At 37.2% G+C, this 13,417-nt stretch carries 8 protein-coding genes, 9 tRNA genes and 1 pseudogene; all 18 read right to left on the minus strand.

Translation table 11 applies throughout. The features are described 5' to 3' along the window. Positions 1-88 precede the first annotated feature (88 nt). The 18 genes and pseudogenes from M014_RS0123475 to M014_RS0123565 all read right to left on the minus strand — a co-directional run bounded on the left by M014_RS0123475 (position 89) and on the right by M014_RS0123565 (position 13,365). Complete coding sequence (locus tag M014_RS0123475) at positions 89-2,497, minus strand: glycogen/starch/alpha-glucan phosphorylase (RefSeq protein ID WP_026593882.1); 2,409 nt, start codon at positions 2,495-2,497, stop codon at positions 89-91. 11 nt (positions 2,498-2,508) lie between these two features. Continuing rightward, on the minus strand, positions 2,509-3,945 hold the full coding sequence (gene glgA, locus M014_RS0123480; protein ID WP_026593883.1) for a glycogen synthase GlgA: 1,437 nt from the start codon (positions 3,943-3,945) through the stop codon (positions 2,509-2,511). A 309-nt stretch (positions 3,946-4,254) separates the two neighbouring features. Then, positions 4,255-5,289 (minus strand): sugar phosphate nucleotidyltransferase, encoded by a 1,035-nt coding sequence (locus M014_RS0123485; protein ID WP_026593884.1) that lies wholly within the window; start codon positions 5,287-5,289, stop codon positions 4,255-4,257. 18 nt (positions 5,290-5,307) lie between these two features. Next, positions 5,308-6,438 carry a glucose-1-phosphate adenylyltransferase gene (locus tag M014_RS0123490; protein ID WP_026593885.1) on the minus strand — a complete coding sequence of 377 codons (1,131 nt, stop codon included), beginning with the start codon at positions 6,436-6,438 and terminating at the stop codon, positions 5,308-5,310. Next, positions 6,386-8,323: a 1,4-alpha-glucan branching protein GlgB gene (gene glgB / locus M014_RS0123495; RefSeq protein ID WP_026593886.1), complete on the minus strand. Its 1,938-nt coding sequence runs from the start codon at positions 8,321-8,323 to the stop codon at positions 6,386-6,388. Before glgB ends, M014_RS0123490 begins: the two co-directional genes overlap by 53 nt. Positions 8,324-8,689: 366 nt before the next feature. After that, entirely contained in the window at positions 8,690-9,634 is a 945-nt protein-coding gene (locus tag M014_RS0123500; RefSeq protein ID WP_026593887.1) for an L-lactate dehydrogenase, read from the minus strand. A 345-nt stretch (positions 9,635-9,979) separates the two neighbouring features. Then, a complete protein-coding gene (locus tag M014_RS0123505; protein WP_026593888.1) occupies positions 9,980-10,423 on the minus strand; it encodes a carboxymuconolactone decarboxylase family protein in 444 nt (147 codons plus the stop codon). Between the two features lie 232 nt (positions 10,424-10,655). Continuing rightward, positions 10,656-11,528: an RNA polymerase sigma-70 factor gene (locus M014_RS0123510; RefSeq protein WP_026593889.1), complete on the minus strand. Its 873-nt coding sequence runs from the start codon at positions 11,526-11,528 to the stop codon at positions 10,656-10,658. 271 nt (positions 11,529-11,799) lie between these two features. Further along, positions 11,800-12,006: pseudogene (locus M014_RS30270) on the minus strand (hypothetical protein); the annotation flags it as partial. A gap of 589 nt (positions 12,007-12,595) precedes the next feature. Next, positions 12,596-12,667, minus strand: a tRNA-Glu gene (locus M014_RS0123525). A 6-nt stretch (positions 12,668-12,673) separates the two neighbouring features. After that, positions 12,674-12,764, minus strand: a tRNA-Ser gene (locus tag M014_RS0123530). Between the two features lie 8 nt (positions 12,765-12,772). Then, a tRNA-Asn gene (locus M014_RS0123535) sits at positions 12,773-12,847 on the minus strand. A 4-nt stretch (positions 12,848-12,851) separates the two neighbouring features. Then, positions 12,852-12,928: transfer RNA gene (locus M014_RS0123540), tRNA-Ile, on the minus strand. Between the two features lie 10 nt (positions 12,929-12,938). After that, positions 12,939-13,009, minus strand: a tRNA-Gly gene (locus M014_RS0123545). 18 nt (positions 13,010-13,027) lie between these two features. Continuing rightward, positions 13,028-13,103: transfer RNA gene (locus tag M014_RS0123550), tRNA-Lys, on the minus strand. Between the two features lie 10 nt (positions 13,104-13,113). Beyond that, a tRNA-Thr gene (locus M014_RS0123555) sits at positions 13,114-13,189 on the minus strand. A 15-nt stretch (positions 13,190-13,204) separates the two neighbouring features. Next, positions 13,205-13,280: transfer RNA gene (locus tag M014_RS0123560), tRNA-Phe, on the minus strand. 9 nt (positions 13,281-13,289) lie between these two features. Next, positions 13,290-13,365 (minus strand) — tRNA-Asp (locus M014_RS0123565). Positions 13,366-13,417 lie beyond the last annotated feature (52 nt).

The following is a 13,417-nucleotide window of genomic DNA, read 5'->3' on the forward strand; positions in this document are numbered from 1 at the left end:
AAAAACGGCTTGGAAGTTTCCAAGCCGTTTTTGATTTACCTACCTTTACTTTATGAATTCAACTCATTCTCTTATTTCTATATTCAGTTCACGAAAGCTTAACCATATCACCAATACCCCAAATCTCATTACTATATTGTAAAATCGTACGGTCACTCGCAAAGTGCCCAGATTGTGCAATATTGATGATCGACATCTCTAACCACTTTCTTCTGTTTTCGTATGCTCTCCCTACATCTTCTTGGCGCTCTGCATATGGACTAAAATCACGAAGAACAAAATACTCATCATTTTGGATGACAAGAGAATCATAAATTGCTTCAAATTCAGCGCCAGCATTTGTGAAGAAACCATTTGTTAATTGGTCAACTACTTTTTTAATATGCATATTGTGATGATAGTAGTCGTTCGCACGATATCCACCATTTTGATAATAATGCAGTACTTCTTCCGCCGTTAATCCGAAGATAAAACAGGCTTCGTCCCCAACTCTTTCTCTTATTTCAATATTAGCACCATCCAGCGTTCCGAGTGTAATGGCACCGTTCATCATAAACTTCATATTTCCTGTTCCTGATGCTTCTTTACTTGCTGTTGAGATTTGCTCACTTACATCTGCTGCTGGGAATATATCTTCCGCAAGTGAAACACGATAGTTTTCTAGAAAGATAACTTTCATATATTGACTCACATACGGATCTTCATTTACTTTTCTGGCAAGTTCATTTATTAATTTAATAATTTTTTTCGCATAATAATAGCCTGGTGATGCTTTCGCGCCAAAAATAAATGTGCGCGGATAAAATGAAAAGCTTGTGTCGTCTTTTAAACGATTGTACAAATATAAAATATGTAATACGTTTAATAATTGTCTTTTATAAGCGTGCAATCGTTTTACCTGTACATCAAAAATAGAATTTGGATCCACAACAATTCCCATCTTATTTGCAATTCTCTCAGCCAAAATACTTTTACGGTGCTGCTTTACAGAGTGTAACTTGTCTTGAAAAACAGTATCATACCGATAATCTTGCAACAATTGTAACTTTTCAGGTTGCTTCTTCCACTCCGTTCCAATCGCTTCTGAAATGAGATTCGTAAGCTGTGGGTTTGCTTTCATGAGCCATCGTCTATGAGCAATTCCATTTGTTTTATTATTAAATTTGTCTGGGAAAAACTCGTAAAACAACCGCATTTCACGTTGTTTTAGGATTTCCGTATGAATTTTTGCAACACCATTTACACTATAGCTTCCGACAATTGCTAAATGTGCCATTTTGACAAGATTATGCGCGATAATCGCCATATCTTCAATCCGCTTCCAATCATACGGATAACGCTCCCACAATTCATGACAAAAGCGTTCATTAATCTCTTCAATAATCATATAAATCCGTGGTAATAACGGTTTAAAAATATGAATCGGCCACTTCTCAAGCGCTTCTGATAAAGTCGTATGATTCGTATAAGAAATCGTATGAGTTGTAATATACCAAGCCTCTTCCCAAGCAAGCTTTTCTTCATCTAATAAAATGCGCATCAGTTCAGGAATCGCAAGAACTGGATGTGTATCATTGATATGAATCGCAATTTTCTCATGTAAATTGCGAAGCGTTCCGTTGCGTTCACGATGCAAACGAACGATATTTTGCAAGCTCGCTGATACGAGAAAATATTGTTGTTTTAACCGAAGTATTTTCCCTTCATCATGCGTATCATCAGGATATAAAAGTTCTGATACCACTTCTGTTTCACGTTTATATTTCAAAATATCCTTGCAGTTTTGCGGGAAGGAAACTGGCTCTGCGTTCCAAAGCCGAAGTGTATTCACAGTATCTGTTTCATATCCAACAACCGGAACATCATAAGGAACAGCCATAATAACTTCTGCGTCAGTATGTCGAAACTCTAAGCGCCCATTAATTTGTACGGCTTCCACTTGTCCAAAATAACTCACTTCCACTGCTTGATCATGCCTTCTTACTTCCCAAACATTTTCATGAAGAAGCCACTGTTCAGGCAATTCTACTTGATATCCATCGACAATTTTTTGATCAAACAAGCCATGCTTATATCTAATACCACATCCGTGTCCTGGAAGATTTAACGATGCAAGTGAATCAAGAAAACAGGCTGCTAAGCGGCCTAGTCCTCCGTTTCCAAGCCCTGCGTCCGCTTCGCTTTCCTCCAATTCCTTCAATGAAACCCCAAGTTCTGAAATACCTTTTTCACATACATCACGTATTCCTAGATTCAGCAAGTTACTACCAAGCAAACGACCGAGTAAGAATTCAATAGATAAGTAATACATTTGCTTTTGATTCCCGGTCCGGTACCTTTCATTTGTTGCAATCCAGTGCTGATTCATATACTCACGTACCATATGACCAAGCGTATTATACTGATCACGACTTGTAGAATCTTTGAAACTTTTTCCATACATCGTTTCTAGTTTTTCTAAAAAAGCTGCTTTAAAGCTTTCAACATGAGTAAACATCTTTTCACCACCTAAGAGTGTTTCAGCAAACTTTTATATAGTTCCTTGTATGCGAGAGCCGAATTTTTCCAGCTATAATCTTCTGTCATCGCCTGTTTGACAAGCTGATCCCATACCGGTTTATTATGATAGTACGTAAGCGCACAACGAACCGTATATAACATGTCATGAGCATTAAAATTTCTAAAGCTGAAACCATTTCCGGTCTCCGTTTTCTCATTATAAGACTGAACTGTATCATTCAATCCCCCTGTTTCCCTTACAATTGGGATTACACCGTATGCCAGTGCAATAAGCTGCCCAAGACCACACGGTTCAAATAATGACGGCATTAAAAATAAATCGCTGCCTGCATATACTTGATGTGCTAACTCCTCATTAAATCCGATATACACTTTCACTTTTTCTGGATACTCATATGCCATCCATTCGAAAAACTGCTCATATTCAGAATCTCCTGATCCTAAAATGATGCATTGTACATCATCTTCCATCATTTCATGAAATACCGTACGTACTAAGTCAAGGCCTTTTTGCTTTGTTAACCTTGTTACCATCGAAATAATTGGCGTATCTTCTTTTTCTGGCAAACCAAAGTAGCGCTGCAGTGCACGTTTATTTTCTTGCTTATCACATAGCGACTCTGCATCATACTGCGCAGTTATAAATGCATCTGTTTTCGGATTATATACGCTCGTATCAATACCATTTACAATCCCACTCAGCTTATCATTATATTTACGCAGTAAACCATCTAGCTTTTCGCCAAAAAATTCATATTGAATCTCTTCTTTATACGTAGGGCTAACCGCTGTAATACGATCGGAAGCGATGATGCCCCCTTTCATAAAGTTAACGTTCCCATAAAATTCAAGCTGTTCACTATGAAAATATTCGTCACCAAGCTCCAGTAAATCATGCATAACCTCACGAGAAAATACACCTTGAAACTGCAAATTATGAATCGTATAAACGGTTTTAATATGTTGATATAACGGGTTGTCCCCATACTTTTCACGCAGTAAAAAATTCGCCATCGCGGTATGCCAATCATGACTATGAAGGATATCCACTTCAAAATCCAGGTGCGGCATACACTCTAATACTGCTTTAGAAAAGAACGAAAAACGTTCTCCATCATCATAATGACCATAAAGAGAATCCCTTTTAAAATAATATTCATTGTCGATTAAATAATACGTAATCCCGTCTTGCTCTCCTTTTAAAATCCCGCAATATTGATTTCGCCAACCGAGCTGAACATGGATTACTTTGTGAAGCGTACATGCTTCTCGCAAGTGCGCAGGAATAAGACTATAGTTCGGAAGTATAATGCGAACGTTCACTCCTAATTTTTTGAGTTCCTTTGGAAGTGCACCCGCTACATCTGCTAGGCCTCCTGATTTAATAAACGGTACGCATTCTGATACTGCAAATAAAATATTCACGTGTTGTTCCACTGCCTGAAAAGCGTGTACACCCTGTGCCGCCCTTCTTACAGCTTCCTCCCTTCGAATTTTAAATTCATATCATGATGAGCCAGTAAATCCCTATTAGATAGGATTTCACCGGCTATATAAATTCATTTTCATTTTTCAACATATAATCCATCCCATAAAAAACCAAAAGATACCCTCTATTTGCTTGCTTCTTTCGTTTTAACTTAGCATGGGGCCAAAAAAGGTACTGCCCACTTCTATGCAAGGCAGGACACTCTCTTCACCTAAAAAAAGAATGTTTTCATTTATATTGAGATTTCAAGAATAACTCGTAATATTTTGACTTCGGACACTACCTTTTTCCAAAACATGTGGTTGTTCAGGCGTTCCTGTTAAAACTACACCATCCTCAATCTTAACATCTTTATCAATAATAACACCATCTAATATACAATTATCTCCAATTTGGCTCTTTTGCATAATAATGCTATTGCGAATCACTGAACCTTCTCCAACCTTTACAGAACGGAAGACAACGCTATTCTCAACCTTCCCTGCAATGACGCTGCCATTTGCGATCATTGTATTTTGTACATTTGCTCCCTTTATATAACGCGTTGGTGGCTCATCTTTTACTTTTGTAAAAATTGGTGCTTCTTTCGTAAATAACTGCTTCCAAATAGAAGGCTGCAAAATTTCTAAACTATGCTTATAATAGCTTTCAATCGAATCAATGACAGCTACGTATCCTGTATGTTCATATGTTCCAATGTACAATGATTTCCCCTGTTTTTCTCTAACAACATCAAATAAACTATAATGCTCCATATCTTTATATGTTTCAAATAAATCTAATAATAGCTGTTTCTTAAGCACATAGGTTTGCAGGGGAACTCCTTCATGGCACACTTCCGTAACATCTGCTTCCGTATGTATATGTCTCTCTAGTACTCCTTGAAAATTTATCGCTGTAACAAGATGACTATTTGTAATGACAACATACTCTTGTTTGCTGCGCAGAAAATAGTCAATATGTCTTCTAAAATGAGCAAAAGAACCAAACTCATCTTGATCACATTGGCAATTCGGAGGAAATAAAAATAAGCCATCGCGTTTTCTATCTAAATCCCATTGCTTTCCTGATCCGAGGTGATCCATCAAGGAACGATTTTTATGACTTGTAAAAATCGCTACACTATGAATATGAGAATTAACCATATTCGAAAGCATAAAATCAATGAGACGATAACGTCCTCCAAATGGTAGTGCTGCCAGTGAACGATGCCCTGTTACTTTCTTTAAGGAAGGAAAACTCCCTGTTGCATTAATAATTCCTAACATTGATTCTCCCATTCATCTCATCCTCCTTTTCTATTTCCCCTCAGCTATTAGTACGACATCATCGATATTTTTTTCTGGACGAATAATTGTCCCATCTTCAATGACCATACCTGATCCAACAATTGCTCTTTCGACGATAACATTTTTACCAATGCATGCATCCGGCATAATGACCGAATCGATCACCATACTCCCCTCTCCAACCGTCACGCCTTGGAATAAAACTGAGTGTTTTACATCCCCTTCAATAACGCATCCTTCATTAATTAATGATTCTTCCACCTTCGCCCCTTCAGCAATATACTGTGGTGGTTCATTCGGATTAACTGAATAAATACGCCAACTATGATCATTTAAATGTAAAGACGATTCTTCACGAAGCAAGTCCATATTTGCTTCCCACAAGCTTTTTACAGTTCCAACATCTTTCCAATACCCTTCAAATGGGTAAGCCACGAGCTTTTTCTCTTCATCTAATAAAAGCGGGATGACATCTTTTCCAAAATCATTACTAGATTCTGGATTTCTTGCATCCATCTCTAAATATTCTTTTAACACGGCCCAATTAAAAATATAAATACCCATCGAGGCAAGATTACTTTTTGGAAACTGTGGTTTTTCCTCAAACTCAACAATTTCCATGTCTTCGTTCGTATTCATAATTCCAAATCGACTTGCTTCATCCCAAGGTACTTCAATAACAGAAATCGAAACGTCTGCTTCTTTTTCAATGTGGTAATCTAGCATTTTACTGTAATCCATTTTATAAATATGATCCCCTGATAAAATCAGAACATATTCTGGATCATACTGATGTAAGTAATTTAAATTTTGATAAATTGCACTTGCTGTTCCTGTATACCATTTCACGCCTGAAGATTCCGAGTACGGGGGCAATACAGTCACGCCGCCATTCACACGATCTAAATCCCAAGCATTACCGATTCCAATATAGCTATGAAGCTCAAGTGGCTGGTACTGGGTTAAAATCCCAACGGTTTCAATACCAGAATTTGCACAATTACTTAATGTGAAATCGATAATTCGGTACTTACCACCAAACGGAACAGCTGGCTTGGCTAAATTCTTTGTTAAAGCACTTAAACGACTACCCTTTCCTCCTGCTAGTAACATTGCTACGCACGTCTGCTTTTGTACCATCTTGTTTTTTGCTCCCCTTTCTCGTTTTCACTGGTCTTAAAATAGATACACCAAATGGTGGAATTGTTATTTCTACATGAGCAGACTGGTTATGATACGGCTCGCGTATTGCCTTCAGCCGTTTTTTATTCACCTGTCCTGAGCCGCCGTATATTACATCATCACTATTTAAAATTTCGTTATAATATTGGAATTCTGGTACGCCCACTTTATAATTTTCGTACACAATGTTTGTAAAATTGCATACAACAACAAGAACGTCTTCCTCTTTATCTCCTTTACGAATAAACGAAAATATACTTTGCTCATTATTGTCAGCATCGATCCATTGAAAGCCTTCCTGTGAGTGATCAAGCTGCCAAAGTGGTTTTGATCGCTTATACAATGCTATGAGCTCTTTAAAGTAATCATGCATATAACAATGCATTTCAAAATCATGTAAATTCCAATCTAGATCCTCGAGATCTTTCCATTCATCAAATTGACCAAATTCTCCGCCCATAAAGAGCAATTTCTTCCCTGGATGTGCAAAGAAATACCCGTATAATAAGCGAAGCTGCGCAAACTTTTCCCAGTAGTCTCCCGGCATTTTATTTAACAATGATTTTTTCCCGTGAACGACTTCATCATGAGAAAGCGGTAATATAAAGTTTTCGGAGTAAGCATAGAGCAAAGAAAATGTCATTTTCTCATGAATATATTTCCGATATTCCGGTGCACACTCCATATATTTCAACACATCATTCATCCAGCCCATATTCCACTTATAATTAAATCCTAATCCCCCTTCATAAGTTGGAGCGGTCACAAGTGGCCAAGCTGTCGAATCTTCTGCAGTCATCAGAAATTCTTCGTCCTCTGCAAATACTGCCTCGTTTAACTCTCGTAAAAAGGAAACCGCATACTCATTACTTTGCTGCCTTCCTTCTTTTTCCCAATACAGCATATTTGCAACTGCATCGACGCGAAAGCCGTCAATATGGTAATATTTCATCCAAAACAATGCATTTGAAATTAAAAAATTTCGCACTTCCTGTTTTCCTAAATCAAAATTCACTGTTCCCCAAATACGATTTTCCCTTACATCCAAATCTTTATATTCATAAGTTGGTGCCCCATCAAATAAATACAAACCGTGAGCATCCTTACAAAAATGACCTGGTACCCAATCTAAAATGACACCGATTCCATATTTATGACATTCATCGACAAAATACATGAAATCATGAGGCGTACCAAATCGACTTGTCACTGCATAATATCCGGTTCCCTGATATCCCCATGAACGGTCATATGGATGTTCGACAAGCGGCATAATTTCAATGTGTGTAAATTGATGTTCTGCTACATAAGGAATGAGCTCATCTGCCATTTCTCTATATGAATACAAAGAGCCATCTTCTTTCTTTTTCCATGAACCAAAATGCAACTCATAAATTGCCATTGCTTCCTTATAACTTACTTTTCGTTTCTTCTTTCGGAACCAATTTCTATCATTCCATTTATATCCCCTTATATCAAAAATAACAGATGCCGTGTTTGGTCTTACTTCTGCATATGTTGCATAAGGATCTGCTTTTAAAATTGTTTCGCCACCTTTGGTTTCAATCGCATACTTGTATATCTCTTTTTCCTCCAAATGTGGTATAAACAATGACCAAATACCCTCTTCTGTCATTTTTCGCATCTTATGCTCGTCAATATTCCAATCATTAAAATCGCCAACTACACTCAAAGCTTTCGCATGAGGAGCCCATACTGTAAATCGTACGCCTTGTATTTCATCCTCTACTACAGGATGCGCGCCAAATATGTTATAGCTCTCATAACACTGTTTTGTGTGAAATTCATACACACTTTCTTCCATACAATTTGTTACACTCAATATGTTCACCTCACTAAGATGACAGAATTTTTATTACCTTGTAAACATTCGTTAAAATACTGAAATATCCTTGTGCATTTTTAAATAAATATACGTTTTTTCGCGGAAATTAAAGGGAACATTTTAATTTTCCGTTAAATATATCGAATTTTGACGAATATTCATTGAAAGCGGTTTATTTTAAAAAAATAACAAAAAGCACTCTATGGGCAATAGAATGCTTTTTGTTATAAACGCCCCTTATCCAGTAAAGGAGGTATACTTTTGGGATATACAAGGGAACTGGAAAAGGAATTTGTATGAGGTTATATATAAAATTCAGAAGCAGGAAGCAGTTTCTCGCTTCTAAATCATTTATCAATTATCTTAAAGTACTGGTGCCATTGTTTCTTTTAATACTTTTACTGAGTGAGCGAACTTCGCTTTTTCTTCTTCATTTAACTCAAGTTCAACGATTTCACGTACACCTTCTCGGTTAATAACAGCTGGAACACCTACATAAGCGTCTTTCTCACCATATTGACCTTCAAGGTATGCAGATACAGTTAGTACACTGTTCTCGTTGTTTAAGATTGCCTTTGTTACACGAAGTAGTGACATACCGATTCCGTAGTAAGTTGCACCTTTACGTTCGATAATGTGGTAAGCAGCATCACGTACATTTACAAAGATTTTATCTAAATCATCTTGGTTATACTGTTCGTTGTTCGCTAAGATTGTTTCTAATTTTTGTACACCTATAGTTGCATGACTCCATACTGGAAGTTCAGTATCACCGTGTTCACCAATGATGTATGCATGAACGTTGCGTGGATCTACATCTAAGTAATCACCTAGCATATAACGGAAACGAGCAGAGTCAAGAGTTGTACCAGAACCGATTATGCGTTCTTTTGGTAATCCAGATTCTTTCCAAGTTACATAAGTTAAGATGTCAACTGGGTTAGTTGCGATTAAGAAAATACCATCAAATCCAGTATCCATAATACCGCGAACGATTTGCTTAAAGATTTTTGTATTTTTCTCAACTAAGTCTAGGCGAGTTTCACCTGGCTTTTGTGGTAATCCAGCAGTGATAACAACTAAATCTGCATCTTTACAATCTGCATAACTACCGCTCCAAACCTTTGTTGGTGATGGAGAGAATGGTACTGCATGGCTTAAGTCCATTGCTTCTCCTTCTGCTTTCGCTTCATTTACGTCAACAAGTACGAATTCTTCAGCTACACCTTGGTTAATCATTGAGTAAGCATAACTACAACCTACAGCACCTGTTCCTACTAATACTACGCGATTGATACCTTTTTTCATGGTAATTTCCCCTCTCTATTGTTCACATTTATCATGATTGTTTAAGTAATTAATTAAAATACTAATTTAATGTTGTTTAACTTCCTTACATTCATATTGTAGCATAAGTTATTGTGAATTCATTCACAAATTATGACCTATTTGTGAACTTTTTCACACACAGTAGAAAGTTATTATATCAGGCTTGGAATCCATCAAAATGAAAGCCTTTTCTTTAGATTGTGAAAAGGCTGCTTTACTGTGTTGCTATCGTTTTGTCTATTAAAAACTAAAATAACACCTAATAAAAAAGCTATCCTTTCAACAACATTTCCAGAAAGAATAGCTTTCTCTTGGATCAAAGTTTTAACTTTTCTCTGGCATTAAGCGAGTGGCAACTCCAATCCTGTTCCATGCATTAATAGCAACAATCTGCATAATAATTTCAGCAATTTGTTCTTCTTCAAAGAATTTCCTTACTTCTTCATATACCTCATCAGGAACATGCGTTTCCGCTACTAGTGTAATCGCCTCTGTCAAAGCAAGCACAGCACGTTCTGCCTCTGTAAAGAACGGTGTCTCACGCCAAGCATTAAGAGCATAAATACGCTGCTCTGTTTCCCCTAGTTTTCGTGCATCTTTCGTATGGAGATCAATGCAATACGCACATCCATTGATTTGAGAAGCCCGGATTTTAATTAGCTCTTTCAATGTCTCATCAATGCTTGTAGTCATCAAATATTTTTCTAATCCCGCCATTGCCTTATAACCTTCAGGATTTACCTTTCCCATTAAAAACCTTGTTTCCATTGTATAGTCCCTCCATAAAATAAAATTAATTTATACTTTGGCGTCAGGATATTGAATAATGTCTTTCATAAATCTTTTCATATCATGATTGTAGTTCATGACAGACCTTCTAAAAGAAAACATATATAGCATCCCTTTCATACCCTGTCACTTATAAGACAAATTAGCTTTTCAATTTGTGACAAAATAAAAAGAAATCTTAAAAAAATAAAGATTTCTTTTCATTTTTATACTATAGAACTGAAATATGCTTTAATTTATCGGGATTGACTACAATGTAGATTCTTCTAATTAATTCTCGGCTTTCATCCCACTCAAAACATATAGCTTTCTCTGCACATCCCTTATTCCTTGCTAAGATACCAATTTGACCATTTATGATAGTTGGAAGAAGTTCGACTTGAAAGAATCCCTTTGAAACAATTGCCTCCAAAAATGTCTGGATACGCTGTTTGCCCAAAATCGGAAATATGGCTGCACGCACTTTACCTCCTCCATCAGTGACAAGAGCTACGTCCTCTCTCAACAGATTAATAAACGCCTCAAAATTCCCTGTTTCTGAACCTTGGATAAAGGTATGTACCATTTTTTCTGTATGAATCGATTGCTGCGGATGTACTGACACTTCATACTGTATCTTCTCTTTGCAACGGCTGTAAATCTTTCGGCAATTTACTTCTGATTTATTTAAAAGCTCAGCTATTTCACGATAATCGTAACCAAGTGCTTTCCTTAAAACGAATATGGCTCTTTCAACAGGAGTTAAATTCTCTAACAATACAAGGAATGCATAGGATACTCTTTCGCTTTGAATTATAGTTTCCATAGGATTTAATTTCACTGTATCTATTTCCGGCTCAGGAAGCCATTCTCCTGTATATATTTCTCTTTTTTTCCGTGCTGATTGTAGTATATTCAAACAATGGTTCGTCGTCATCTTAATTAAATACGCTTTCATATTTCTAACTGGCTCTTGGTTCACATGTTGACTTTTCATAAGTATATCCTGTGCAACATCCTCCGCATCACTAACAGAGCCAAGCATTCGATATGCGACAGAGTATACTAAAGGTTGATAGGTTCGATACAAAGTTTCAAAATCCATATTATCACTCCATTCTATAGCGTGTCTCAATATAAAAATATATGATTTGTTATAATGAAAAGATTATTTTTCTGCTACGGAAGGCTTGTATAATTATCTCTTCCATTTTTTCATATTCCATCGCTCTCTCCTTTCTATTAGTCAGATGCTCAAAGCATAAAAAAGTATACTAAAAAACAGACGTATCAAAGTCTGTTTTTTTCCTGAATAACTATCCACTTAAATAAGAATGAAACAAAATATTTGAATTTCATGCAGGCTTGCTTTCTCTTTACGAGTTTTTGATACTCCCGTTATTTTGTTCCGAATGAAATATGTTATTTTCACTTGTAGCAACAATCTTTACCTTGTATGGCAGTTTGTTAATCCCAATATACATAACCGGATTCTTATCTTTTCCCTTACCCTTTTCAGGATTTAAATCAATAACGGACGTATCTTTTGCATCTTTCACTTCTTTTACCGTAATTTTATCATTTTAGTGCCTTTCACTACCACTGGTCATCTATTTCTAGAAGGATTGAACATTCTCTTTTTTAATGCTATTTTGTTTAAAAACAAGTGAAAAAGCATTACAACTTGTTTTTTAGCGTTCATATTTGTCTTATTTATTATGGCAAAACAAATTCACTTGCTTCGCTCTTCTTACTTCAGCGTGTAATGAAACAGAAATATTATATAATTTAGGAAAGTGGAAAGAGGTGATATTATGGAGGATAACATGCGGGAAAGCAGAAAAATAGCTACGCCCATTCTTTGGACTATTTCTTTACTTGTCGCTACACTATTAGTTTTTGTAATCACACGATTATATCCAAATACCAATTTACAGATTAGCATTGTTTTATTCTCTATCATAGACATTGGATTTATAGTCGCTTTGATATTGGGAATTAAGACAAAAAACGCTAGTATAATGATCTTCAGTGTTATATCTAACGGCATATTTTTTATACTACTATCCATTTTTATTTTTTTACTATTAGTTGCTAATGGTATTTCAGAACCGTAACAAAATCATTGATAAATAAAAAAAGAGATAGCAGATTATGCTATCTCTTTAAGTATGACCCGTACGGGATTCGAACCCGTGTTACCGCCGTGAAAGGGCGGTGTCTTAACCACTTGACCAACGGGCCAATTTCTGGCAGAGAAGAAGGGATTCGAACCCTCGCACCGCGTTAGCGATCTACTCCCTTAGCAGGGGAGCCCCTTGAGCCACTTGGGTACTTCTCTATATTATATGGCTCCGCAGGTAGGACTCGAACCTACGACCGATCGGTTAACAGCCGATAGCTCTACCACTGAGCTACTGCGGAATAATGGTGGGCCTAAATGGACTCGAACCATCGACCTCACGCTTATCAGGCGTGCGCTCTAACCAGCTGAGCTATAGGCCCCCAATAAAAAAGCGGGTGAAGAGAATCGAACTCTCGACCAGAGCTTGGAAGGCTCTTGTTTTACCACTAAACTACACCCGCATAAAATTATAAAATAAATGGTGAGCCATGAAGGACTCGAACCTTCGACCCTCTGATTAAAAGTCAGATGCTCTACCAACTGAGCTAATGGCTCATTTTGAAAGTGGTGCCGGCTAGAGGACTTGAACCCCCAACCTACTGATTACAAGTCAGTTGCTCTACCAATTGAGCTAAGCCGGCGTATTTATTTAAAAATGGTGGCTCGGGACGGAATCGAACCGCCGACACGAGGATTTTCAGTCCTCTGCTCTACCGACTGAGCTACCGAGCCAGAAATAAATGGCGGTCCCGACCGGGGTCGAACCGGCGATCTCCTGCGTGACAGGCAGGCATGTTAACCACTACACCACGGGACCATTTGGTTGCGGGGACAGGATTTGAACCTGCGACCTTCGGGTTATGAGCCCG

The organism is Bacillus sp. UNC437CL72CviS29, from assembly GCF_000482345.1.
Taxonomy (GTDB): Bacteria; Bacillota; Bacilli; order Bacillales; family Bacillaceae_G; genus Bacillus_A; species Bacillus_A arachidis.